We start from the raw sequence: 24,379 nt of genomic DNA, 5'->3' as shown, positions 1-24,379 counted from the left end.
GGCTTTGCTTATCCTCCCGAGGTGACGATGGCCCGCATGATCGCCTCCTGCGAGGCTTGCGCCGCGGGAAGCTCCCCGACGATGCGGCCGCGATTCATGACCAGGATGCGGTCGCACATCCCGAGCAGTTCCGGCATCTCGGACGAGATGATCAGCACGCCTTTTCCCTGGCGGGCGAGGTCGTTGATGATCGCGTAGATCTCGTACTTGGCGCCGACATCGATGCCGCGGGTCGGCTCGTCGAGGATCAGCACGTCCGGATCGGCGAAGAGCCACTTGCTCAGCACGACCTTCTGCTGGTTGCCGCCCGACAGGTTCACCGTGGCCTGGTCGATGCCCGAGGAGCGGATGCGCAGGCGCTCGCGGTAGCGTTCCGCCACCGCCCGCTCCCGGTCCTCGTCGATGACGCCGCGTGCTGCGACGCCCGCGAGGTTCGCCAGCGACACGTTGGTGCGGATATCCTCGTGCAGCACCAGCCCGTAGCCCTTGCGGTCCTCGGTGGCGTAGGCAAGGCCGGCGCGGATCGCCTTCTCGACGCTGCCGAGATCGGCGGGTTCGCCGCGCAACCGCGCCTCGCCGGCGACGCGCTGGCCGTAGGCACCGCCGAACAGGCTCATGGCGAACTCGGTCCGCCCGGCCCCGAGCAGGCCCGCCATGCCGACGACCTCGCCGCGGCGGACCGTCAGGCTCACATCCTCCACCGCCAGCCGGTCGGGATGAAGCGGGTGGCGCACGCTCCAGTTCTTCACCTCCAGCAGGGGCTCGCCGATGGCGGCGCCCTCCCGCGGCGGATAGCGGTGGGCGAGGTCGCGACCGACCATGCCCTTGATGATCCGGTCCTCGTTGAGCTTCCCGTCCGGTCCCAGCATCGCCTCGCGCGGCAGCGTCTCGACGCTGGCGCCGTCGCGCAGGATCGTGACGCTGTCGGCGACCCGGGCGATCTCGTTGAGCTTGTGCGAGATCAGGATCGAGGTGATGCCCTGCTCGCGAAACGCTTCGAGCAAGGTGAGGAGCGCGGCGCTGTCGCTCTCGTTGAGCGAGGCGGTCGGTTCGTCGAGGATGAGCAGCCGCACCCGCTTCGACAGGGCCTTGGCGATCTCGACGAGCTGCTGCTTGCCGACGCCGAGATCGGTGACCAGGGTCTCGGGCGCCTCGTTCAGGCCGACCCGGGCGAGCAGGTCGCGGGTGCGCGCCATGGCGACGGGCCAGTCGATCACCCCGAAGCGCGACGCCGCCTCGTTGCCGAGGAAGATGTTCTCGGCGATCGACAGGAGCGGCACCAGGGCGAGCTCCTGGTGGATGATGATGATGCCGAGCGCCTCGCTGTCGGGAATCCCGGAGAAGCGGCGCTCCTCGCCGTCGAACAGGATGTGGCCGTCATAGGAGCCGGCGGGGTAGACCCCGCTCAGCACCTTCATCAGGGTCGACTTCCCGGCCCCGTTCTCGCCGCAGACGGCGTGGATCTCGCCGGCGCGGACGGCGAGGTTGACGTTGTCGAGCGCCTTCACGCCCGGGAACGCCTTGGTGATGCCGCGCATCTCCAGGATCGGAGAGGTCTTGGGCACCACCGCCAAGGCCGGGGACGCCGCCATCACTTGACCTGCGACGCCTTGTAGTAGCCGCTGTCGACCAGGACCTTCTCCCAGTTCGACTTGTCGACCGTCACCGGCTTGAGCAGGTAGGACGGCACCACCTTGACGCCGTTGTTGTAGGTCTTGGTGTCGTTGACCGGGACCTGGGCGCCGGTCGAGATCGCGTCGACCATGTCGCTCGTGACCTTGGCGAGTTCGCGGGTGTCCTTGAACACCGTCATGCTCTGGTCGCCGCGGATGATCGCCTTGACGGAGGGGATCTCGGCGTCCTGGCCGGTGATCACCGGCATCGGCTGGTCGGGGGAGCCGTAGCCGACGCCTTTGAGCGACGAGATGATGCCGATCGAGATGCCGTCATAGGGCGACAGGACCGCGTCGAGGCGCTTGTTGCCGTAGAAGGCGGAGAGCAGGTTGTCCATCCGGGCCTGGGCCGCCGCGCCGTCCCAGCGCAGGGTCGAGACCTTGTCCATCCCGAGCTGCTTGCTCGGCACCGCCAGCTTGCCCGAATCGATGTAGGGCTTCAGCACCGACATGGCGCCGTCATAGAAGAAATAGGCATTGTTGTCGTCGGGCGAGCCACCGAACAATTCGATGTTGAACGGCCCCTTTCCGTCCTTGAGGCCGAGCTTGTCGACGATGTAGCTGCCCTGAAGCACGCCGACCTGGAAGTTGTCGAAGGTGGCGTAGTAATCGACGTTCTTCGAGCCGCGGATCAGGCGGTCATAGGCGATGACCTTGATGCCGCGGTCGCTCGCCTGCTGCAGCACGTCCGACAGGGTGGTGCCGTCGATCGCCGCGATCACCAGCACCTTGGCGCCGGTGGTGATCATGTTCTCGATCTGCGACAGCTGGTTGGGGATGTCGTCCTCGGCGTATTGCAGGTCGGGGGTGTAGCCCTTGGCCTTGAGCGCCTGGACCAGGCCCTGGCCGTCGGCGATCCAGCGCGCCGACGACTTGGTCGGCATCGAGACGCCGATCTTGCCCTTCTGCTGGGCTGCGGCTGGGGTTGCGAGCAGCGCGGCAGCCATCAGGGCTCCGCCGACGAGGGCGACGAACGACTTCATGTGTCCTCCCAATTCCCCGCATCGTCGTCGCGCGGGGCTGCCGGTGCGTGGTGCCCGGCAGGATCGCGTCCTGCCATTCTGCCGGGGTCGGTGTTTCTGTCTTGTGGCTGGTGGGTGGGAACAGCTTGATACTTCCGCAGGGGGAGCCTCGGAACCGTCCGGGAACACGCCCTATGCCGATCAGGCGCGGGATCCCCTCTCCCGGCGATCCGGGGCTTGCCCCGGATCGCTGCAAGGAGTGGGAGAGGGGTAGGGGCGATCGAAGATCGCGCGAGGGTGCTACGGTCCCGAGTCCACCACCAAGCGTTGAGCTACCAGCACGACGGTCAGAGCTTTACACGGAAGCGTGTCACCCTCACCCCCGGCCCCTCTCCCACACGGGAGAGGGGGACCCGCGTCGTGACCGGCGCCGGACACGCTCACGGGGACCGGCCCCCTCCTCACACCCACCCACCATCCACCACGTAATGCTGGTTGGTGCAGGCCCCGGCCTCCTCCGAGGCGAGGAACACCGCGAAGCGGGCGACGTCCGCCGGCACCAGCTTGCGCTTGAGGCACTGGCGGGCATTGATCTCGGCGTCGGATTCCGGCGTCACCCAGAGGGCGAGCTGGCGCTCGGTCATGATCCAGCCCGGCGCCAGCGCGTTGACGCGGATGTTGAAGGGGCCGAAATCGCGCGCCAGCGAGCGGGTGAGCCCGATTACCCCGGACTTGCAGGCGGTGTAGGCCGCCATGCCGCCCTGGCCGATCATCCACGAGACCGAGCCGAAATTCACGATCGCGCCGCCTCCCTTCGCCTTCATGTCGGGCAGGACGGCTTGCGCGGCGAAGAACTGGTGCTTGAGGTTCACGGCGATGCGGCCGTCCCAATAGGCCTCCGTCACCTCCTCGGTGGCGTGGCGCTCGTCATGGGCGGCGTTGTTCATCAGCACGTCGACCGGACCGAACCGGTCGCGGATGCGGCCGATCGCGGCCTTCAGGGCCGGAATGTCGGTGACGTCCGCGTGCTCGAAGGCGACCGCGAGACCCTGCCCCTCCAGCTCGGCGGCCAGAGCCCGCGACGGCTCGTCCGCGATATCGAGAAAGCCGACCCGCGCCTTCTGCCGGGCGAAGTGCCGGACCAGCTCCGCCCCGATGCCGGAGCCGCCGCCCGTCACCACCACGACCTTGCCCTCAAGGTCCGGATAGATTGCCGCCAACGCTTCCTCCCTCGAAGCCCGCCGGATCGCTCGACGCACTGAAAATCATTTTATATGACTATTCCAGCGGCCCGGCCCTTATCGCGGAATCCTGACGCGCGGGCAAGAGGCGAAACGCGATGGGAGGATGCAACCTTGGATGAGATCGGCGCCGGGATCGTGCGACCGCGGAGTCCGGGTCAAGGGGAAACCGGGCAAGGGGAAACCGGGCGAGGGGAAACCGGGCGAGGGGAAACTGGGCGAGCGGGACCGGGTCACGCCCGGGTGGCCCGGGCGCTCGGCACCGGCATCGTCTCCGGTCACTTTCCCGACGGCGCCGTGCTCCCCGGCGAACCGGTGCTGCTCGCGCGCTTCGGCGTGTCGCGCACCGTCTTGCGCGAGGCGATCAAGACGCTGTCGGGCAAGGGGATGCTCGAGGCCCGCACCCGGGTCGGGACACGGGTGCGCGAGCGGGCGGCCTGGAACCTGTTCGACCGCGACGTGCTGGCCTGGACCCTCGAGGCCGGGATCGACCGGCGCTTCCTGCGCGACCTCGCCGAGATCCGCCTGGCGATCGAGCCGGCGGCGGCGGCGCTCGCGGCCGAGCGCCGGACCGACGCGGACGTCGACACCCTCGACGCCTGCGTCGCCGCGATGCGCGAGGCGCCGGGCCTCGATCCGGCCTTCGCCAGCGCCGACCTCGCCTTCCACCTCGCCCTGGCCGACGCGTCCGGCAACGTCTTCATGCATTCCGTCGGCGCCGTGACCGAAACCGCCCTCGACGTGGTCTTCCGCATGAGCCGGCCGACCGACCCCGAGGCCCACGAGACCTCCTGGCGCGCCCACGCGGCGATCGCGGCGGCGATCCGCGCCGGCGACCCCGCCGCCGCCGCGCGGGCGACCGAGGCGGTGGTGCGCGACGGGCTCCGAAACGGCGCCGCGGCGGTGGAGGCCGCAGGCTCCGCGCCCTACCCTTGTGCCGGCCTGCCAAGTCCCGCTGGCGGCCTGCCAAGTCCCGCTGGCCTGCCAAGTCCCGCCGGCCTGCCAAGTCCCGTGAGAAGACCCTGCCGTTGAGGAATCCGCCATGCCCGCCCGAGACCCCGTCCCCGTCGGCACGATGCCGGACGGCCGCCCGATCCTCGAAGCGCGGCTGGAGGGCGACGGGCTCGGCGTGACGGTCCTGAACCTCGGCGCGGTGATCCGCCGGCTGGACTTCCACGGGCACCCGATGGTGCTCGGCCGCGACGATCCGCATGACTACGTGGCGAAGACCCCGCAATGCGGGGCGATCGTCGGGCGCTTCGCCAACCGCATCGCGGGCGGGCGCTTCACCCTCGACGGCATCTCCTACGAGCTTCCCCGCAACGAAGCCGGCCGCGCCCACCTGCACGGCGGGTCTCGAGGCTTCTCGCGCCGCAACTGGACCTTCGCGGATGTGGCGGACCGCAGCCTGACCCTGACCTACCGCGCGGCCGATGGCGAGGAGGGGTATCCGGGCGCGCTCGACGTGACCTGCACCTACGCCATCGCCGGCCCCGGCGCCTTGCGCGCCACCCTGACGGCGGCCACCACCAAACCCACGATCGTCAACCTGACGAATCACACCTACTTCAACCTGCTTCTGCCGCCCGAGGGCTTCCCGGCCCCGGCCATCGACGACCACGTCGTCGAGATCCCGGCAGACGCCTATCTCCCGGTCGACGAGGCCCAGATCCCGACCGGCGAGATCGCCCCGGTCGCCGGCACGCGCTTCGACCTGCGCCGCCCGACGCGGATCGGCGCCCAGGCCTTCGACCACGCCTTCGTGCTCGGGCGCGAGACCGTCGCGGAGCCGCGACCCGTCGGCCGGGTCACGGCGGCGGGCAGCGACGTGGCGCTGACGGTGCTGGCGACGGCCCCGGCCGTGCAGGTCTACGACGGCGCCCAGCTCGCCAAGGCGGGCCTGGGCTATGCCGCCCGCACCGCCCTCTGCCTCGAACCGGAGGCTTTTCCCGACGCACCGAACCACCCGGGCTTCCCGAGCGCCGTCTTGCGCCCGGGCGAGACCTACCGCCAGATCATCGAGTACCGCTTCACGAAGGAGACCACCCGATGAGCGGCTGGGCCGGCCTGTTCTGCGACCGCGCCTGCATCCTCGGCGAGGGGCCGGCGGCGCATCCCGGCCTCGGCCGGCTCTACTGGCTCGACATCCTCGGCAAGCACCTGTGCGAGCGGCCGTTCGAGGGCGGCAGCACCACCCTGCACGACCTGCCGCTCATGGCCTCGATGGTCGCGCGGGTCGACGACGCCACCCTGCTTCTGGGCGCCGAGGACGGCCTGTACCTGCGCGACGTCGCGACAGGGCGGATGCGGCTCCTCGCAGCCCTCGAGGCCGACCGGCCGGAGACCCGCTCCAACGACGGTCGAGTCCACCCCTGCGGGGCGCTCTGGCTCGGCACGATGGGCAAGAACGCGGAGCACGGGCTCGGGTCGATCTACTGGTTCTTCCGCGGCGAGGTCCGAACGCTGTTCTCCGGCCTCACCATCCCCAACGCCATCGCGTTCGCGGCCGACGGCACGAGCGCGATCTTCGCCGATTCGGAGGCCGGCACGATCTGGCGCGTCGCCACCGATCCCGCGACCGGCCTGCCGGCGGGCGAGCGCCAGGTCTTCGTGCGGATTCCGGCCTCCGAGGGCGCGCCGGACGGCGCGGTGATCGACGCGGAGGGCCTGGTCTGGAACGCCCGCTGGGGCGGCGCCAGCCTCGACGCCTACGCGCCCGACGGCACCCGGGTGCGCAGCATCGCCCTGCCGGCCCGCCAGGTGACCTGCCCGGCCTTCATCGGCCCCGACGCCGACACCCTGGTGGTCACCTCGGCGACCGAAGGCCTCGACCCGGACCGGACCGACGACCGTTTCGCCGGGCGGACCTTCAGGGTGCCGGTGAAGGTGAAGGGACGGTTCGAGCCGGCTTTGCGGGTGGAGTAGCCGTCGCTCCGCGATCCTCCGGCCCGGGGCCGGCGCGGGCCGGCTCCGGGCCGCCTGCTTCCTATTGCGAGCGGGCGACCAGGCGGCACGGGCTCTCGGCGAGCGGCCGGAAGGCCTGGTCCGGCGGGATCGTGGCGACGAGCTTGTAGATGTCGTTGCGGCCCTTCGATTCCGACGGCGCCTTCACCTGGAACAGGTACATGTCGTGCAGCTTGCGGCCGTCCTCGCGGATGCTGCCGGTGCCGAGGACGGGATCGTCGGTCGGCATCTGCTTCATCTTGGCCAGAACCGGCCCGGCCTCCTTGGTGCCGGCCGCATGCACCGCCTTGAGGTAATGGAGCACGGACGAGTAGACGCCGGCCTGGACCGAGGTCGGGCTGCGGCCCTGGTGGACGCGGGCGAACCGCTCGGCGAAGTCCCGGGTCTTGTCGTTGAGGTCGGCGTAGTACGCTTCCGTCAGGACCAGGCCCTGGGCCACGTCGAGCCCGATCGCCTGGATGTCGCTGGAGAAGACCAGGAGGCCGGCGAGCCTCTGCCCTCCTTGCGTGATGCCGAATTCCTTGGCCTGCTTGATGGCGTTGATGGTGTCGCCGCCGGCATTGGCCAGGCCGACCACCTTGGCGCCGGAGGCCTGTGCCTGGATCAGGAACGACGAGAAATCCTGGCCCGGGAAGGGATGGCGCACCTTGCCGACGACCTTGCCGCCGGCCTGCTGCACCACCGCCTCGGTGTCACGCTCCAGCGCGTGGCCGAAGGCGTAGTCGGCGGTGACGAAGAACCACGTGTCGCCGCCCGCCCGCACCATGGCACCCCCGGTGCCGCGGCTGAGGGCGTAGGTGTCGAAGGTCCAGTGGATGGTGTTGGGCGAGCACGCCTTGCCGGTCAGGTCGGAGGTCGCGCCGCCGGAGACCAGCAGGATCTTGTTCTTCTCCCGGGTGATCTCGTTCACGGCGAGCGCCACCGACGAGGTCGGCACGTCGACGATGACGTCGACGCCGTCCTTGTCGTACCAGGTCCGGGCGACGTTGGCGCCGATATCGGGCTTGTTCTGGTGGTCGGCGCCGACGACCGTGACCTCGATGCCCTTCTCGCGGGCCTTGAAGTCCTCGACCGCCATCCGGGCGGCCGCCGCCGATCCTTCGCCGGTGATGTCGGCATAGACGCCGGACCGGTCGTTCAGCACCCCGATCTTGGTCCTGATCTGCGCCTGCGCCTCCGCGGCGCTCATCACGCCGAGCAAGCCGGCGACGATGGCCTTCCATGGGCTCATGTGATCCTCCCGCTGGCGCGCGTCGCGGCGCGCTTGCAGCCTTGGCGTTTCCGGCGGGATCGGCTCGTTGTTGTCGTACGAGGATTCGGCCGCTTCCCGAACGGGAGCCTGCCCGAGGCCCAATGCATCGTCAACGACGCGACCGCTGTGGTCTTGGCCTATACCGAAAGTATAGGGTGCGTCCGCGTATCGACTTCGACTTTCGTTGAACCTCGCGGTGCTACTCCCGGTCGCCGTGAAACACCGTGTAAGTCTCGATCGGCTCTCGCTCCGCGCGTAGGCCGTTCACCGGCTCGTCCGGATCGGCGATGCCGAGCGCCATGCCGCAGACCACGATCTCGCTCTCGGGAATGCCGAGCTGCTCCTGCACCACGCCCGGATAGCTCGCGATCGCCGCCTGCGGGCAGGTATCGAGGCCGCGGCCGCGGGCGGCGAGCATCAGCGTCTGCAGGAACATGCCGTAATCGAGCCAGCTGCCCTGCTCCATGTCGCGGTCGATGGTGAAGACGAGGCCGACCGGGGCGCCGAAGAACACGAAGTTGCGGCCCATCTGGCGCCTCGCGCCCTCCCGGTCGCCCTTCCCGATCCCGGCGAGCCCGTAGAGCTGCCAGCCGAGCGCCCGGCGGCGGGCGAGATAGGGGTTGCGCCAGTCGACCGGGTAGTACTCGTAGTCCCGCGCCTCCGGCGCGCCGCTCTCATGCGCGGCCGAGAGGGCCCCGGTGAGGCGCGCCAGAGCAGCCCCGGTGACGACGTGGACCTTCCAGGGCTGGATGTTGCTGCCGCTCGGGGCCCGGCCCGCGAGGGTGATCAGGTCGCGGATCGTCGCGTCCGGCACCGGCTCGGGCAGGAAGCCCCGGACGCTGCGCCGGCTGATGATCGCCTCGTCGACGGCGTTGCGCTCTGTCATGCGGGCCTCCCTCCCGGGCACACTCTACGCGCCTGGAGCGCGGCTTCCAGCCGTGGCGCCGGCACGGCCGATCGGGCATGGTGCCGGACCGCTCGAGGAACCCGGCCCCCCGTGAACAACGATCCCCGCTCGCACGGCCTCTGGGAGAGGACCGCCCCGCCCGCTCCCGACACGCAAGCTTTGCGCGGCGACGCGACGGCCGACGTGGCGATCGTGGGCGCCGGCTATACCGGCCTCTCGGCGGCCCTGCACCTCGCGCAGGCCGGTGCCCGGGTCACGGTGCTGGAGGGCGAGGCGATCGGGTTCGGCGGGTCCGGGCGCAATGTCGGCCTCGTCAATGCCGGCCTGTGGGTGAAGCCCGACCTGGTGCCGGCGGCCCTCGGCCCGGAGCGGGGCGAGCGGCTGCTGGCGCTGCTCGGCGCTGCGCCCCGCCGCGTCTTCGACCTGATCGCCGAGCACCGCATCCCCTGCGAGGCACAGAACACCGGCACGCTGCATTGCGCGGTCGGCGCCAAGGGGCTCGCCGACCTCGAGGACCGGGCCCGGCAGTGGCAGGCCCGCGGCGCGCCGGTGCGCCTCCTCGATGCCGCCGAGGCCGCGCAGGCCACCGGCACGCGGGCTTACGCGGGCGCGCTCCTCGACGAGCGCGCCGGCACGATCCAGCCCCTGGCCTATGCGCGGGGCCTCGGCGCCGCGGCGCTGGCGGCGGGGGCGGCGCTCCATACCGGCAGCCCGGTCCTCGGCGTCACGGAGGCGGGATCGCGCTGGTGCCTGACCACCCCCGGCGGCACGCTGACGGCCGAGTGGATCGTCGTCGCCACCAATGCCTATACGCGGGCGCCCTGGCCGGAGATCCGGGCCGAGATCGCGCACCTGCCCTACTTCAACATCGCCACCGCGCCGCTCTCCGGCAACCTGCGCGGCTCGATCCTGCCCGGGCGCCAGGGCGCCTGGGACACCAAGCCGGTCCTGACCTCGTTCCGCCTCGACGCCGCCGGGCGCCTCGTCCTCGGCAGCGTCGGGGCCTTGCGCGGGCCGGGGGCGGCCGTGCACCGGGCCTGGGCGCGGCGCACGCTGAGGCGGCTCTTTCCGCAGGCCGGCGACGTGCCGTTCGAGGCCGAGTGGTACGGCCGGATCGGCATGACGGCGGATGCCCTGCCGCGCTTCCACCGCCTCGCCCGCCAAGTCGTCGGGTTCAGCGGCTATAATGGCCGCGGCATCGCCCCGGGCACCGCCTTCGGGCGCGTGCTCGCCGACCTCGTCGCGGGCCGGATCACGGAAGCCGACCTGCCGTTGCCAGTCTCGGCGCCGGTGCCGATCGGCTTCCGGGCGGCGCGGGAACTCGCCTACGAGGTGGGCGCCCAGGCGGTGCATTGGGCGGAGGCGCGGTTTCCGGGCCGGGGGCCGTAGCCGCGTCCCCTGCGCCTGATCCTGACGGAGAGGCATGGCGCGCCGGCGCGAAACCGTGCCGATACGTGGACATCGCTGCTTCGCCGCTGTGGCCTCTGGCCCGCCACGTGCTAAGCGCGGCCGAGAGGAACGCTCGTGCAGAGGGAGTTTTCGTGATGCTGTCGCGCAGATCGCTGGCAGGCCTCGTCGGGGCCGGCACCGTCGTGGCGGGGGCTGCCGCCTCCGCGCTCTCCAGCCCGGCCCTGGCGCAGGACGCGTCGGAGAGCGCCTTCGACCGGATCCGGCGCACCAGGAAGCTGCGCACCGCGGCGGTGGCCGGCGGCGCGCCCTACTACCAGAAGGACATTGCCTCCGGGCAGTGGCGCGGCTTCTACGTCGACATGGCGAAGGCGCTCGCCACCGAGCTCGAGGCGGAGCTGGAACTGTCCGAGACCACCTGGGGCAACGCGGTGCTCGACCTCCAGGCCAACAAGATCGACCTGTTCTTCGGCCTCAACCCGACCCCGAAGCGGGCGCTGGTGGTCGATTTCTCCGTGCCGGTCTTCAGCAACGCCTTCACGGTGATCGCCAAGAAGGGCTTCTCTCCCAAGAGCTGGGCGGAGCTGAACAGCCCCGACGTCAAGCTCGCGGTCGATGTCGGCTCCTCGCACGACGCCGTCGTGACGCGGCTCTGCCCGAAGGCGCAGGTCGTGCGCTTCAAGTCCGCCGACGAGGCGACGCTGGCGCTCTCGACCGGCCGGGTCGACGCGCAATGCCTGATCCTGATGCTGGCGATGACCGTGCTGAAGAAGAACTCAGGCCTCGGGCAACTGGTGGTGCCGAACCCGGTCTTCGCCACCACCTCGAATGCCGGCTTCCGGCGCGAGCGCGACAAGACGCTGCGCGACTTCGTCAACACCTGGATCGACTACAACAAGGGTCTCGGCTTCATCCGCCAGACCATCGTGTCGAACATGGAGCTCGTGGGCGTGACCGAGGCCGACATGCCGGCCGGCGTCTCGCTGTGAGCCGGCAGGGGCGCGGGGTGGCCTGAGATGTATCAGTGGGATTTTGGCTCGCTCTGGACCTATCGCTGGCTGTTCGTCCAGGGGCTCGGCGTCACGGCGGCCTTCACGGTCGCGATCGTGGTGATCGGACTCCTGGTCGGCCTCGCGGCCGGCCTGGCGAAGCTCTCGCATGTCGCGCCCCTGCGCTGGCTCAGCAACGCCTATATCGAGGTCTTCCGCTGCACCCCGCTCCTGGTGCAGCTGGTGTGGTTCTACTACGCCCTGCCGATCCTCGCCGGGATCGAGATCTCGGCGGTGGGGGCCTCGGTGCTGGCGCTGTCGCTCTATGGCGGCTCGTTCTACGCGGAGATCATCCGCGGCGGCATCGTGTCGATCGACCGCGGCCAGGGCGAGGCGGCGGCGGCCCTCGGCATGACCCCGGCCCAGAGCCTGCGCCGGATCATCCTGCCCCAGGCGCTCAAGCGCATGGTGCCGCCGCTGATGAACCAGTCGATCATCCAGTTCAAGAACACCTCGCTCGTCTCGGTGCTGGCGGTGCCGGACCTGCTCTACCAGGGCCAGGTCGCGGCCCATGACAGCTACCGGCCGCTCGAGATCTATACGCTCGTGGCCGTCCTGTACTTCGCGGCGCTCTACCCGCTCACCTGGATCGTGCGCCGGGGCGAGCAGCGCCTCGCCACCAGCGATTGAGGCGCCAGCCATGACGGATGTTTCGGGTCGGGCGAAGATCGAGATCGCCCACCTCGCCAAGAGCTTCGGCACCCAGGCGGTGCTCAAGGACGTGTCGCTCGCCGTGCCGGCGGGGGGCGTGGTGGCGCTGATCGGGCCGTCGGGCTCCGGCAAGTCGACGCTCCTGCGCTGTATCAACCTGCTGGTGGTGCCGGATGCCGGCGAGGTCCGGGTCGGGGACGACGCGTTCCGGTTCGGCGCGGGCACCAAGCTGCCGGGCACGAAGGCCCTGGCGCGGTTTCGCGCCGGCACCGGCATGGTGTTCCAGCACTTCAACCTGTTTCCCCACCTCACCGCCCTCCAGAACGTCATGGAAGGGCCGGTCACCGTGCAGCGCCTGCCCAAGGCTGAGGCCGAGGCGCGGGCGCGGGCGCTGCTCGCCAAGGTCGGCCTCGCCGACAAGGCGGAGCAGTATCCGAGCCGCCTGTCGGGCGGGCAGAAGCAGCGCGTCGCCATCGCCCGGGCGCTGGCCATGGAACCCGAGGTGATGCTGTTCGACGAGGCGACCTCCGCGCTCGATCCGGAGCTGGTCGGCGAGGTGTTAAGCGTGATGCGGGCGCTCGCCGCCGACGGCATGACCATGGTGATCGTCACCCACGAGATCGCCTTCGCCCGCGAGGTCGCCGACCGGGTGGTCTTCCTGCGTGACGGGGTGGTGGTCGAGGAGGGCCCGGCCCGCACCCTGATCGACGCCCCGCAGCATCCCGACACGCAGGCCTTCCTGGCCCATTTCCATCGCCGCGGCGAGGCGCCCGCGGCATGAGCACCGTCGATCGCGTCACCCTGGTGACGGGGGCGGGCAGCGGCATCGGCCGCGCCACCGCCCTGGCGCTCGCCGCCCCCGGCCACGGCCTGGTGCTCCATAGCGGCCGCAACGCGGCCGGTCTCGCGGAGGTGGCGGAGGCGGTCCGGGCGCGCGGGGCCACGGTCGCGACCTGGCTCGGCGATCTCGCCGATCCCGGGACCGGCCCGCGCGGCGTGGCGCTGGCGTCGGAGACCTTCGGGCGCCTCGACGCGGTGGTGGCCGCCGCCGGCAAGGCACGAAGGGGCGGCGCCCTCGCGCTCGATCCAGGGGACCTCGCCGCTGCCCTCGCCCTCTCGGCCGACTCGTTCCTGCGCCTGACGCAGGCCGCCGCGCCGCTGCTGCGGGCCGGCCACGCGCCGCGGATCGTCGCGGTCTCGTCCTACGTCGCCCATCTCTACCGGGCCGATCTCGGCCTGTTCTCCGCCTCGTCCGCCGGCCGCGCCGCCCTGGAGGCCCTGGTGCGCAGCCTCGCCCGCGAGCTCGCCCCGGACGGCGTCACCGTCAACGCCGTGGCGCCGGGCCTGACCCGGAAGGATCCGGGCCGCGCCGGCGCCCTCTCGGCCGACGCGATCGCGGCGCTCGAATCCGCCATTCCCCTCGGCCGCCGGGCCGATCCGGCGGAGATCGCCGGCATCATCGCCTTCCTCGCCTCGCCGGCCGCCTCCTACGTCACCGGCCAGGTCATCCACGCCGACGGAGGACTCACGTGAGCCACGCTCCCCTCACCGACCCGCTCCTCATCGACCACCTGCGCGTCGTCCTGATCGAGAGCCCGATCAAGATGGCCCGCCGCCAGGGCGTCGGCGACGTCAAGGGCACGGTCAAGCGGGTGCTCCTGCGCCTGACCACCCGCGAGGGCGTGGTCGGCTGGGGCGAGGCCGCCCCCTGGGAGGTGTTCACCGGCACCGCCGAGGGCGCCTTCTCGGCGCTCGACACCTACCTGCGCCCGCTGATCCTCGGCCGCTCGGCGCGCGGCGTGCGGGCGCTCGCCGCCGACCTCGACCGGGCGCTCACCGGCCACACCGACGCCAAGGCGGCGGTCGAGATGGCCCTGTTCGACATCCTCGGCCGCGCCGCCGGCCTGCCGGTGGCCGAGCTGCTGGGCGGGCGGGTGCGCGACACGATCCCGCTCTCCTTCTCGATCGCCGATCCCGACTTCGACGCCGACCTCGCCCGCATGCACGCCATGACGGCCGAGGGCCATCGCCTGTTCAAGGTGAAGACCGGGGTGAAGTCCCACGCCGAGGACCTCGCCCATCTGGAGGCGATGCGGGCTGCCTTCGGCGAGGGCATCGATCTCAGGGTCGATTACAACCAGGCGCTGGCGCCGTTCGGGGCCCTGCGGGTGCTCCGCGACGTCGAGGTATTCCGGCCGACCTTCATCGAGCAGCCGGTGGCCCGCCGCCACCTCGACGCGATGGCGGCGCTCACCGCCGCCCTCGACACGCCGATCCTCGCCGACGAGAGCTGCTTCGACGCCGCCGACGCCCTGGAGGTGGTGCGGCGCGGGGCCGCCGACGCGGTCTCGGTGAAGCTGATGAAGTGCGGCGGGATGCTGAAGGCGCAAGCGCTGATGGCGATCGCCGAGACCGCCGGGCTCCCGGGCTATGGCGGCACGCTATGGGAGGGCGGCATCGCGCTCGCCGCCGGTACCCAGCTCATCGCCGCGACTCCCGGCATCTCGCTCGGCTGCGAGTTCTACATGCCCCACCACGTGCTGACCGAGGACGTGCTGGAAGCGCGGGTGCCGGTGGAGGCCGGCGCGGTGGTGGTCCCGCAAGGGCCGGGGCTCGGGATCACGGTGAGCGAGGCGGCGATCCGGGACAATGCGCGGGTTCTGGCCGACACACACTGATCACCAGTATTGACGTTTGCCGGCGCAGTCGCGGCCGGCCTCTCTCGAAAAATCAGCAGTTTTTCAGCCGGTCTCTTGACGGAGACCGGCCGGTTAACCATGTTTTAACAATCGGAAGCACGCGCACGGAGAGTCTACAGGCCTCAATATTCGGGCCTATTTTTGCCGTTCCCGATCGATGTCGTCTCCACCGCCGCAACCAAAGCCAGGTATTCACCCGATGGAAAACGACGGGAATCGCCAGACGCTCCTGAAGCAGTACGGAATGATCGTTGCGCTGTGCATCCTGTTCTGCATCATCAGTCGTGCGCCATCGATCTTCGATGAAATTTCCCTGGGCGGCCTCAAGCTGACCAACGTCAACGTCGGCTGGATCGTGATCATCGGCCCATGGGTCATTCTCGTGGGCATGATCTGGCTGCTTTACTACGCGGAAGCATTCGTCGGAACATCCGTGGAGCGGTCGCGGATCGCGCAAGCGGTCATCGTCCTGCTCGCCCTGCTGCCGGCGATTGCCGAGATTTTCCTCCTCCGGCAGCTCGTCTTCGAGACGACGCAGCCCGGCATTCCCTGTGAGCAGTTCGACCACTTCCGGCTGTTCACGGACTTCGATCTCGCGTCCGCGGCCGGATGGAAGCCTCACTATTGCTTCGGTCTGAAGCCCGAGCAGCAGGAATCGATGCCGCATTTCTATCCGCCCTACCAGACCTGGGCGCACGTCATCCTGCCGTTCCTCGTCGGGGCGGCCGGGATCAGGATCAGACGCTTCCTCTGAGCCTGCGACTTCGACCAAGCGACTTCGACCAAGCGACCTGACAATCACGGGAGGACTGATGACGGGACCAGCCCGCGTGGCGGCGATCCACCTCGCCGTCGCGCTCCTTCTCGGCGCCGGCACGGCCCAGGCGGCGGGATGCGACGAGTTCATCAGCGGCCGGATCGCGGACCAGATCCGCGCTCCGATCGAGACGGCCGGGTGCTCCTACCTCGGCAAGGCCGGCGTCGACAAGGCCAACCACAAGCTGGAGAGCGTGTGCTACACGTCCTCGGGCCCGACCTCGACGGTCGAGATCCATGCGAGCTTCAGCTGCCGGACGGGCGACAAGGCGCTCATCCCGTTCTCGACCTCCGATCGCGTGAAGGCGACGGCCGAAGTGAGGGGGTCCGATTGCAGCGTCGTTGACGTCAAGGTGAACAGCTCGGGAGAGATCTCGAAGGTCGCCCTCGGGATCTTCAACGCCAACGGCCAGGCGCGGAAAGCCTTGCAGACCGCGCTGAACAGCCTCTGCCGCCGCTAGGCGGCGTCCATCGCGCCATGCGTCGCCCCGCGCGGAAGCCCGCGAGGGCGACGTCGTCGCAATCTAAGCTTGTCTTACCCTACGCCGCCTGACGCGGCGCTTCCTCCAGTTCATCCGCCGGCCCGAAGAACTCGTAGCGGATCCGCTCCGCCGGCACGCCGAGGCGGGCGAGGCCGTGGACGAGGCTAGCGAGGAAGGGCTTGGGCCCGCACAGGTAATAGGTCGCCTCCGCCGCCGGGGTGTGGGCGGCGAGCCAGTCCGGGGTGATGCGGCCGGCCGCATCGTAATCCGCCCCGGGCCGGTCCCCGGCCAGCGGCGCCTCGTAGACCGTGTGGAGGCGGATCGCGTCGCTGCCGGCGGCGAGGCGCCGCGCATGCTCGGCCATGGCATGGACCCGGCCGTTCAGCGCCCCGTGGACGTACCAGGTCGGCCGCTCCGGCGACTCGGCGCGGATCGTTTCCAGCATGCTCATCATCGGGGTGAGGCCGACGCCGCCGCTCACCAGCACCACCGGCGCGGACGAGGCGCGGTCGAGCACGAAGTCGCCGGCGGGCGCCGCCGCCTGGAGGACCGTGCCGGGCGCGGCCTCGTCGTGCAGCCAGGACGAGACGAGGCCGGGGGGCAGGCCGGGGGCGCCCTCGCGCTTCACGGTGATGCGATAGGCCCGGTCGTCCGGCGCGCAGGAGACCGAGTAGTTGCGCTTGAGCACCCCCCGGCCCGGCAGGTCGAACCGGATGCCGAGATATTGGCCGGGCTGGTGCCGCAGCACCCGTCCCCCATCCACCGGCACCAGCACGAAGGAGCGGATCGTCTCGCTCTCCCGCGTCACGCTCTCGATCCGGAAGTCGCGCCAGCCCGTCCAGCCGCCGGGCTGCGTCTCGTGATCGCGGTAGATCGCAGCCTCGCGATCAATCAGGATGTCGGCGAGGAACCAGTAGGCCTCGCCCCAGGCGGCGCAGATCTCGGGCGTGGCGGCCGCCCCGAGCACGTCCCGGATCGCCCCGAGCAGCGCCTCGGCGACGGAGTGGTAATGCGCCGGCAGGATCGCCAGGGTGGCATGCTTCTGGGCGATGCGCTCGACGGCACCGGTCAGCGCCCCGAGATTGTCGATGTTGCGGGCATAGGCCAGCACCGCATTGGCCAGGGCCTTCGGCTGGGAGCCGGTCTCGCCGTGATGCGACTGGTTGAACAGGTCGCGGATCGCCGGGTCCTGGAACAGGCGCTCGTACATCCGGCGGGTGATGGCGAGGCCGTGGACCTCCAGGGCGGGCACGGTGGCCTTGACGAGGGCGATGGTGGCGGGGCTCAGCGGAGACGGCATGGCGCTGCTCAAAGATGTATTCGATATGCATCTTATAAACCGGGCCTTTGAAGGTGTATAGGAATTACATGTTATGAGGCGGGCGAGGCTCCCATGCGCCTGACGCGCTACACCGACTACGCCCTGCGCACGCTGCTGTATCTCGGCGCCAACGAGCCGCGGCAGGGCTCGATCGCCGAGATCGCCCGGGCCTACGGCATCTCCGAGAACCACCTGACCAAGGTGGTGCACCAGCTCGGCCGCCTCGGCCTGGTGCGCACCATCCGCGGCCGCGGCGGCGGGCTGCGCCTGGCTCGTCCGCCGGGCGAGATCGTGGTCGGCGCGGTGGTGCGGCAGACCGAGGAGGACCTGGCCCTGGTCGAGTGCTTCGGCAGCGGGGCCTGCGCCATCACCCCGGCCTGCCGCCTGCGCCACGCCCTCGGCGAGGCGCTGGCCGCCTTTCTGGCGGTGCTCGACCGCTACACCCTCGCCGACCTCCTGGCGGGCGGGGCGGCGTCTGACCTGGTGCGGCTGCTCGACCTGTCGGGAGGCGAGCGGGCCGGTGGCGGCCCGGCGCCGTAAGGGCGCCGTCGCGTCCGGTCACCCCCTCACCGGTCCCGGCCGCCCTGAGCAGGACGGTCCGCCGGAGGAGCGTTATTGCCCACGCCCGGCAGGCACGCTTCGCCGCCGGAGCGTTGCGACGGATGTCCCGTGCCGGCGAACCCGGGGAGACCCGGGCGGTTAGGCCCTCGGCGGTCTTTGATACTCCGAGGGGGCATGCAGGAACCCGATTCTCTCACCCATCCGACCGCCGGCGGCGCGGCTCCGCCGGCCCTCGACCCGCCCGCTCCCGCGGCTGCGCCACGGCCAAGGCCGCCCGGCCTGCTGCGCCTCGTCGGCGGCGGGGTGATCACCGGGGCGGCGGACGACGATCCTTCGGCGATCGGTACCTATGCCAGCGCCGGCGCGAAGTTCGGCCTCGGCTTCCTGTGGATCGCCCCGGTCCTGCTGCCGATGATGGTCGTGGTGGTCTACGTCTCGGCCAAGCTGGGCCAGGTCTACGGCAAGGGCCTGTTCGCGGCCATGCGCGACCGCTACCCGCGCTGGGTGCTCTACCCGATGGTGCTGGGCGCCTTCCTCGGCAACGTCATCGAGGCGGCGGCCAATCTCGGCGGCATCGGGGCTGCCCTCAACCTGCTCGTCCCGCTGCCGGTGCCGCTGATCGTCGTGGTCGCGGCGGCCGTCATCCTGGCCTTCCAGATCCTCGGCTCCTACGCGCTGCTGCGCCGGCTCTTCCGCTGGCTGGCGCTGGCGCTCTTTGCCTACGTCGCCGCCGCGATCATGGCCCGGCCCGATCCGGCGGAGGTCCTGCACCGCACCATCGTGCCGAGCCTGACCCTCGACAGCGACGCTCTGGCGATGATCGTCGCCTGCATCGGCACCTCGCTCTCGGCCTACATCTACACCTGGCAGTCGAACCAGGAGGTCGAGGAGGAGATCGGCCAGGGCCGCCACAGCTTACGCGAGCGCAAGGGCGCCACCGACGCCGAGTTGCAGCGCACCCGGCGCGAGGTGATCACCGGCATGCTGTTCTCGAACCTGATCCTCTACTTCATCATCCTGTCGACCGGCGCGACCCTGCACCCGGCCGGCGAGACCGCGATCGACAGCGCCGCCCAGGCCGCGTCGGCCCTCGAACCTCTCGCCGGCTCCGGCGCCAAGGTGCTGTTCGCGCTGGGCGTGGTCGGGGTCGGCTTCCTGGCGGTGCCGGTGATGACGACGGGGGCGGCCTACGACCTCGTCCAGGGCCTCGGCCGCGAGGGGAGCCTGCACGCGCGCCCGTCCGAAGCCAAGCTGTTCTACGGCACCATCGCGGCGGTGACGGCGGTGGCGGTGGGGCTGAACTTCCTCGGCTTCAACCCGATGCGGGCGCTGGTCTGGTCCGGGGTGGTGCAGGGCTTCTCGGTGCCCCCGCTCCTCCTCCTGATGATGCTCATGACCAACGACCGGAGGATGATGGGCGAGCGGGTCAACGGCCGGCTCGTCAACGTCCTCGGCTGGGCGACCGTGGCGGTGACCTTCGCGGCGACCGTCTGCCTCGCGGCCAGCTGGATGCTGGGATAGGAGCCCTCATGGGCTGAGCCCGTCCCCTCCCCTCAGGGCGCGCACCAGGGCCTCGGGGTCGCCGCTTTGAAGCAGCGGCACCAGGGCCCGTACCCGCTCCGGCGACAGGTCCCACCAGGCGGCCTCGACCAGGGCCGCCACGATCTCCGGCGGGAAGCGGTGGCGGATCACCCGGGCCGGGTTGCCGGCGACGATGGCGTAGGCCGGCACGTCCCGGGTGACGACGGCCCGGGCCGCCACCACGGCGCCGGGGCCGACCGTGACCCCCGACAGGATCAGGCAGCCGGAACCCAGCCAGACATCGGCGCCGATCGCCACGTCGCCCCGCGAGGCGTGGTAGTCGTCCGGCGCGTCGAGGTCCGGCCAGAGACCCTTCATCGCCGCGAACGGGTAGGTCGAGACCCAGTCGGTGCGGTGGTTGCCGCCCAACAGGATCTCGACCTTGTCGGCGATCGAGCAATAGGGGCCGATCGACAGCCGCGCGCCGGATTCGGGGAAGCGGATCTTCGGCCTGCCGTAGGAGAAGGGCCCGATCCGGAAGCCGTAGCGGGCGGCGAGCTTGGCGAGATGCAGGCGGGTCTCGTTGTGAGGGTTGCGCCCCTGCCGCAGGCGGTGCAGGAAACCCCTCACCCGCGGGCTCGCTTGCGAGCCGCGGACAGGATGGCAAGCCCGACTTTTTGGGCGATCCGGGGAGACAGCGCGGTGAGCAGCAACATTTCGGACGATCTGAAGAGCGGCGCACTGTTCTATCACCGCAATCCGCGGCCCGGGAAGCTGGAGATCCAGCCGACGAAGCCGCTCGGCAACCAGCGCGACCTCGCGCTCGCCTATTCCCCCGGCGTCGCCGCCGCCTGCGAGGCGATCGTCGCCGATCCGGAGGAGGCCGCGAGCCTGACGGCGCGCCAGAACCTCGTCGCCGTGGTCTCGAACGGCACCGCGGTGCTGGGCCTCGGCGATATCGGACCCCTCGCCTCCAAGCCCGTGATGGAGGGCAAGGCGGTCCTGTTCAAGAAGTTCGCCGGCATCGACGTCTTCGACATCGAGCTCGACGAGAAGAACGTCGACAAGCTCGTCGACGTGGTGGCGGCCCTGGAGCCGACCTTCGGCGGCATCAACCTCGAGGACATCAAGGCCCCCGAGTGCTTCGAGGTCGAGGAGCGCTGCCGGGCCCGGATGAACATCCCGGTCTTCCACGACGACCAGCACGGCACCGCGATCATCGTGGCGGCGGCCGTCCTCAACGGCCTCGAATTCGCCGGCAAGACCATCGCCGACGTCAAGATCGTCACCTCGGGCGCGGGCGCGGCGGCGCTCGCCTGCCTCAACCAGCTCGTCTCGCTGGGGGCGCGGCGCGAGAACATCTTCGTCACCGACCTCGAGGGCGTCGTCTTCAAGGGCCGTGAAAAGCTCATGGACCGCTGGAAGTCGGTCTACGCCCAGGAGACCCAGGCCCGGACGCTCGCCGAGATCATCCCGGGCGCCGACGTTTTTCTCGGCCTCTCGGCCGGCGGCGTGCTCAAGCCCGAGATGCTGGAGCGGATGGCCGAGAAGCCGCTGATCATGGCGCTCGCCAACCCCTATCCGGAGATCATGCCGAACCTCGCCGAGGAGAAGCGGCCGGACGCGATGATCTGCACCGGGCGGTCGGACTTCCCGAACCAGGTCAACAACGTCCTGTGCTTCCCCTACATTTTCCGCGGCGCGCTCGATGTCGGGGCGACCACGATCAACGAGGAGATGAAGGCGGCGGCCGTCAAGGCGATCGCCGGGCTCGCCCGCGAGACCCCGTCCGACGTCGTCGCCCGCGCCTATGGCGGCGAGGCGCGGCCCTTCGGCCCCCACTCGCTGATCCCGAGCCCGTTCGACCCGCGCCTGATCCTGCGCATCGCGCCCGCCGTCGCGCAGGCGGCCATGGATTCCGGCGTCGCCAAGAGGCCGCTGCCGGACGTGCAGGCCTATGCCGAATCCCTCGACCGGTTCGTGCACCGCTCCGGCTTCATCATGAAGCCGGTCTTCACCAAGGCCAAGGAGGACCCGCGCCGGGTCGTCTATGCCGAGGGCGAGGACGAGCGGGTGCTGCGCGCCGTCCAGGCGATCGTCGAGGAGGGGCTGGCCAAGCCCATCCTGATCGGCCGCCCGAGCGTGATCGAGACCCGCCTGAAGCGCTTCGGCCTCGCGATCCAGCCCGGCCGCGAGTTCGAGCTGATCAACCCGGACGACGATCCGCGCTACCGCGCCTACGTCCAGACCTACATGGACCTCGCCGGCCGCCGCGGCATCACGCCCGACGCCGCCCGCACCCTGGTGCGCACCAACAACGCGGTGATCGGTGCGCTGGCCGTCCGCCGCGGCGAGGCCGACGCGCTGATCTGCGGCCTGGAAGGGCGCTTCGAGAGCAAGCTGCGGGTGATCCGCGACATCATCGGGCTCGCTCCGACCGCCCGGGACTTCGCGGCGCTCAGCCTCATCGTCACCTCGAAGGGCGCCTACTTCATCGCCGACACCCACGTCCGGCCCGATCCGAGCGCCGAGGAGATCGCCGAGGTCGCCATCGCCTGCGGCGACACCGCCCGCCGCTTCGGCCTGTCGCCGAAGATCGCGCTGGTCAGCCACGCCGATTTCGGCTCGTTCGACACGGCGTCCGCCCGCAAGATGCGCCAGGCCCTCGCCCTCCTGCGCGAGCGCGCCCCCGACCTCGAGGTCGACGGCGAGATGGCGGCCGACACCGCCCTGTCGCAGGCGATCCGCGACAAGGTGCTGCCGGGCTCGCGCCTCAAGGGCGAGGCCAACGTGCTGATCATGCCGAACCTGGACGCGGCCAACATCGCGTTCCAGTTCTCCAAGATGCTCGCCGACGCGCTGCCGGTGGGCCCGCTGCTCCTCGGGCCGGCCAAGCCCGCCCACATCCTGACGCCGTCGGTAACGGCGCGGGGCATCGTCAACATTACCGCCGCGGCGGTGGTCGAGGCGCAGGGCAGTGAGTCCGTCGCGGTCGACGCGGATAGCACCGCGGAGGCCGGGACGCCGCTGGTGTCGGCGTAAGGGACCGAAGGAGAAGCCCGGTGACCGCATCCGCCGGGCCTCTCTCACGAAAGGTCGGAAGCAGCGCAACCATTCCCACCGCATAAGGTCATCCCGGGACTGGGCAGCGCCCCCGGGATGACGGCGGACGATGTCGATCTCAGCCTTCTCAACCAAATTGATTCGTAAAAATTATCACCACCCAAACATGATTCATTCAAATTTCTTTGACGTTTTCAAAAATTGTTTACTTCAATTTTTCCCAAACAATCGTCAATACTTCCATTTTCCCGGTTTGATTGCCCTTCTGGGGCTTGGTCGTGAATATCAGACGTCCATCCTCACGCTTCTGAACGTCACGAACCATCGTCATGCCGTTCCAGATTTCGTTCCAGCTCGTCTCGATTTTGTGCATGACGGAATTGCCTTGCACAGTGTACGTGCCGGCATAGGCCCACATCGATCTCTGCAATTTCGCGCGAACCTCTTCGGTTAACTTAGAGGTATCACCGACATTCGGGCGATCCCGGCTCGTCGCAACGGTCATCATCCGCCCGTCGGCATCGTAAGTGATGTAACCGTTCGGGCTGGAACCGAGCGTGTCTCGCTCCTGACCGGACTCAATCTCTTTCGTACTGCTGCTCACCAATTTCCAAGTCCCATGCAGATCGCGTGCATCGAGTGCGTGGGCTGGGACGGCGACAAGACACAGTAAAGTGACAAAGCAGCGCCGCATTGGACCCTCCCTGGTCAAGGGAAGAGAGCCTGCGCCCGAATTTCAGACATGTCCACACCAAGACCGGCGCCCTGCGGTGAGTTACCGTAATGAGCCGTTGCGACTCCTGGACTGATAGCTTGCTCGACGGCGCCGAAAAATACTTTTCGAGGCGGACTGCGCGCAGGAGGCGGCAGCACTCGGCGATGCTCAGGGCGTCCTCGGCCACCGGCTCCGCTCTCGGCGCCGACGATTCCACCCCAACAGGATCAGCCCGGGGCCGCGCAGCGGAGCCCTGGATCCAGAACCGCGGACGATGCCGAACGGAGCGGAACGCTGGCCTCTCTCCTGGAACGTCAGCCGCGATGGATCCGGGTTCCCGACTTCGTCGAGCCCCCGGGCGACGCAGAGAATTGTCGACGTTTGCGTCAGATCACTGGCTCAACTCGTTCAGGACGATGTGGGGTGAGAGCGAGCACGCGGCAGACATGTACAGCTTCACGCAAAGGCTCCGCTAGACCGGCTCGGTTCGACGCTTGCAAGACCTACAAGATGGAATTGAATTTTAAAGAAGGCAGTATAATGTGGCGTAGGAACAAATTTTATACCAGCGGAACGATCGGATGAAGAGCAGTGCGACCGGTTGCTCCGTGGAAGAGGCCATGCGGCTTCTCGGCGGCCGCTGGCGGCTGCTGATCGTGTCTTACCTTCTCGATGGTCCGAAGCGGTTCAGTGAACTGCGTCGCGACATCCCCGCGATCTCGCAACGGATGTTGACCCTCGATCTGCGAGCGATGGAGGAGGCCGGCTTCGTCAAGCGGACGGTTTTCCCGACCGTGCCCGCGACGGTCGAGTACGAGCTGACGGCCGATGGCGCGCGTCTGGTGCCGGTCGTCGAGGTCATGCCCACATTCGGCCTCTGGCTGAAGGAGCGCGACGCCCGCCGGGAGCCGACGAGCCCCTGAGCGTCAGGGGAGTGTCATGGTTTCAGCCTGTTTGGCCGGGCCGCGAGACATGCGGGATCCGGCACCGGCATTCGGGCAGCGCGGTAGCTGGTCCGGACGGCTTGATGGGGGCGCAGGAAGAAACCTCCCTCAATTCCCCACCTACCCCCGCGGCTTCGGCGCCGCCTTCCCC

General features: G+C 69.8%; 23 protein-coding genes. 15 read left to right on the top strand and 8 right to left on the bottom strand.

Features of this window, described 5'->3' with window-relative positions; genetic code table 11:
• Positions 1–8: 8 nt before the first annotated feature.
• The 3 genes from mmsA to VQ03_RS24380 all read right to left on the bottom strand — a co-directional run bounded on the left by mmsA (position 9) and on the right by VQ03_RS24380 (position 3,855).
• Positions 9–1,592 carry a multiple monosaccharide ABC transporter ATP-binding protein gene (mmsA, locus tag VQ03_RS24390; protein WP_048453498.1) on the bottom strand — a complete coding sequence of 528 codons (1,584 nt, stop codon included), beginning with the start codon at positions 1,590–1,592 and terminating at the stop codon, positions 9–11.
• Positions 1,592–2,656: a multiple monosaccharide ABC transporter substrate-binding protein gene (gene chvE, locus VQ03_RS24385; protein ID WP_048453497.1), complete on the bottom strand. Its 1,065-nt coding sequence runs from the start codon at positions 2,654–2,656 to the stop codon at positions 1,592–1,594. Before chvE ends, mmsA begins: the two co-directional genes overlap by 1 nt.
• A gap of 440 nt (positions 2,657–3,096) precedes the next feature.
• A complete protein-coding gene (locus VQ03_RS24380; RefSeq protein WP_048453496.1) occupies positions 3,097–3,855 on the bottom strand; it encodes an SDR family NAD(P)-dependent oxidoreductase in 759 nt (252 codons plus the stop codon).
• A 264-nt stretch (positions 3,856–4,119) separates the two neighbouring features.
• Here VQ03_RS24380 and VQ03_RS24375 point away from each other — a divergent pair, with 264 nt between their 5' ends.
• Genes VQ03_RS24375 through VQ03_RS24365 form a run of 3 tightly spaced genes read left to right on the top strand, consistent with a single transcriptional unit; the run spans position 4,120 to position 6,801 of the window.
• Positions 4,120–4,908, top strand: coding sequence for a FadR/GntR family transcriptional regulator (locus VQ03_RS24375; RefSeq protein WP_245292181.1), 789 nt, complete (start codon positions 4,120–4,122; stop codon positions 4,906–4,908).
• Positions 4,909–4,918: 10 nt separating this feature from the next.
• Positions 4,919–5,929: an aldose epimerase family protein gene (locus VQ03_RS24370; protein WP_083468195.1), complete on the top strand. Its 1,011-nt coding sequence runs from the start codon at positions 4,919–4,921 to the stop codon at positions 5,927–5,929.
• Complete coding sequence (locus VQ03_RS24365; protein WP_048453494.1) at positions 5,926–6,801, top strand: SMP-30/gluconolactonase/LRE family protein; 876 nt, start codon at positions 5,926–5,928, stop codon at positions 6,799–6,801. Before VQ03_RS24370 ends, VQ03_RS24365 begins: the two co-directional genes overlap by 4 nt.
• A gap of 61 nt (positions 6,802–6,862) precedes the next feature.
• On the opposite strand, the gene VQ03_RS24360 is transcribed toward VQ03_RS24365, so the two are convergent.
• Together VQ03_RS24360 and VQ03_RS24355 are read right to left on the bottom strand one after the other, a co-directional pair.
• Complete coding sequence (locus VQ03_RS24360) at positions 6,863–8,071, bottom strand: ABC transporter substrate-binding protein (RefSeq protein WP_048453493.1); 1,209 nt, start codon at positions 8,069–8,071, stop codon at positions 6,863–6,865.
• Between the two features lie 220 nt (positions 8,072–8,291).
• Entirely contained in the window at positions 8,292–8,978 is a 687-nt protein-coding gene (locus tag VQ03_RS24355) for a nitroreductase (protein ID WP_048453492.1), read from the bottom strand.
• A 111-nt stretch (positions 8,979–9,089) separates the two neighbouring features.
• Here VQ03_RS24355 and VQ03_RS24350 point away from each other — a divergent pair, with 111 nt between their 5' ends.
• From VQ03_RS24350 to VQ03_RS24315, 8 genes are all read left to right on the top strand, one after another.
• Positions 9,090–10,388, top strand: coding sequence for an NAD(P)/FAD-dependent oxidoreductase (locus VQ03_RS24350; protein ID WP_048453491.1), 1,299 nt, complete (start codon positions 9,090–9,092; stop codon positions 10,386–10,388).
• Between the two features lie 155 nt (positions 10,389–10,543).
• Positions 10,544–11,395, top strand: coding sequence for a transporter substrate-binding domain-containing protein (locus tag VQ03_RS24345; protein WP_048453490.1), 852 nt, complete (start codon positions 10,544–10,546; stop codon positions 11,393–11,395).
• 27 nt (positions 11,396–11,422) lie between these two features.
• Positions 11,423–12,085, top strand: coding sequence for an amino acid ABC transporter permease (locus VQ03_RS24340; RefSeq protein WP_048453489.1), 663 nt, complete (start codon positions 11,423–11,425; stop codon positions 12,083–12,085).
• Positions 12,086–12,095: 10 nt separating this feature from the next.
• Positions 12,096–12,887, top strand: coding sequence for an amino acid ABC transporter ATP-binding protein (locus VQ03_RS24335; protein ID WP_048453488.1), 792 nt, complete (start codon positions 12,096–12,098; stop codon positions 12,885–12,887).
• The gene (locus tag VQ03_RS24330; RefSeq protein ID WP_048453487.1) at positions 12,884–13,639 is read left to right on the top strand and encodes an SDR family NAD(P)-dependent oxidoreductase; all 756 of its coding nucleotides are present in this window, start codon (positions 12,884–12,886) and stop codon (positions 13,637–13,639) included. The genes VQ03_RS24335 and VQ03_RS24330 overlap by 4 nt, the downstream gene beginning before the upstream one ends.
• 71 nt (positions 13,640–13,710) lie before the next feature.
• On the top strand, positions 13,711–14,784 hold the full coding sequence (locus tag VQ03_RS24325; RefSeq protein ID WP_048453510.1) for an enolase C-terminal domain-like protein: 1,074 nt from the start codon (positions 13,711–13,713) through the stop codon (positions 14,782–14,784).
• A gap of 220 nt (positions 14,785–15,004) precedes the next feature.
• Complete coding sequence (locus tag VQ03_RS24320) at positions 15,005–15,559, top strand: hypothetical protein (RefSeq protein WP_157064242.1); 555 nt, start codon at positions 15,005–15,007, stop codon at positions 15,557–15,559.
• Between the two features lie 58 nt (positions 15,560–15,617).
• A complete protein-coding gene (locus tag VQ03_RS24315; RefSeq protein ID WP_157064241.1) occupies positions 15,618–16,082 on the top strand; it encodes a hypothetical protein in 465 nt (154 codons plus the stop codon).
• Between the two features lie 79 nt (positions 16,083–16,161).
• On the opposite strand, the gene hmpA is transcribed toward VQ03_RS24315, so the two are convergent.
• Positions 16,162–17,403 carry an NO-inducible flavohemoprotein gene (hmpA, locus tag VQ03_RS24310; protein WP_048453484.1) on the bottom strand — a complete coding sequence of 414 codons (1,242 nt, stop codon included), beginning with the start codon at positions 17,401–17,403 and terminating at the stop codon, positions 16,162–16,164.
• A gap of 93 nt (positions 17,404–17,496) precedes the next feature.
• Here hmpA and VQ03_RS24305 point away from each other — a divergent pair, with 93 nt between their 5' ends.
• Together VQ03_RS24305 and VQ03_RS24300 are read left to right on the top strand one after the other, a co-directional pair.
• A complete protein-coding gene (locus tag VQ03_RS24305; RefSeq protein ID WP_048453483.1) occupies positions 17,497–17,964 on the top strand; it encodes an Rrf2 family transcriptional regulator in 468 nt (155 codons plus the stop codon).
• Positions 17,965–18,159: 195 nt separating this feature from the next.
• Positions 18,160–19,506 (top strand): NRAMP family divalent metal transporter, encoded by a 1,347-nt coding sequence (locus tag VQ03_RS24300; protein WP_083468194.1) that lies wholly within the window; start codon positions 18,160–18,162, stop codon positions 19,504–19,506.
• Positions 19,507–19,512: 6 nt separating this feature from the next.
• On the opposite strand, the gene VQ03_RS34750 is transcribed toward VQ03_RS24300, so the two are convergent.
• The gene (locus VQ03_RS34750) at positions 19,513–20,124 is read right to left on the bottom strand and encodes a CatB-related O-acetyltransferase (protein ID WP_048453508.1); all 612 of its coding nucleotides are present in this window, start codon (positions 20,122–20,124) and stop codon (positions 19,513–19,515) included.
• 84 nt (positions 20,125–20,208) lie between these two features.
• On the opposite strand from VQ03_RS34750, the gene VQ03_RS24290 reads away from it, so the two are divergent.
• Positions 20,209–22,548: an NADP-dependent malic enzyme gene (locus VQ03_RS24290; protein ID WP_048453482.1), complete on the top strand. Its 2,340-nt coding sequence runs from the start codon at positions 20,209–20,211 to the stop codon at positions 22,546–22,548.
• A gap of 226 nt (positions 22,549–22,774) precedes the next feature.
• On the opposite strand, the gene VQ03_RS32200 is transcribed toward VQ03_RS24290, so the two are convergent.
• Positions 22,775–23,263 (bottom strand): lipocalin-like domain-containing protein, encoded by a 489-nt coding sequence (locus VQ03_RS32200; protein ID WP_083468193.1) that lies wholly within the window; start codon positions 23,261–23,263, stop codon positions 22,775–22,777.
• Positions 23,264–23,865: 602 nt separating this feature from the next.
• Between VQ03_RS32200 and VQ03_RS24285 the strand changes: the two genes are divergently transcribed.
• On the top strand, positions 23,866–24,207 hold the full coding sequence (locus VQ03_RS24285; protein WP_048453481.1) for a winged helix-turn-helix transcriptional regulator: 342 nt from the start codon (positions 23,866–23,868) through the stop codon (positions 24,205–24,207).
• Positions 24,208–24,379: the final 172 nt, after the last annotated feature.

Source organism: Methylobacterium tarhaniae (genome assembly GCF_001043955.1).
In the GTDB taxonomy this organism is placed as follows: domain Bacteria; phylum Pseudomonadota; class Alphaproteobacteria; order Rhizobiales; family Beijerinckiaceae; genus Methylobacterium; species Methylobacterium tarhaniae.
This window is presented reverse-complemented; position numbering and strand designations above follow the sequence as displayed.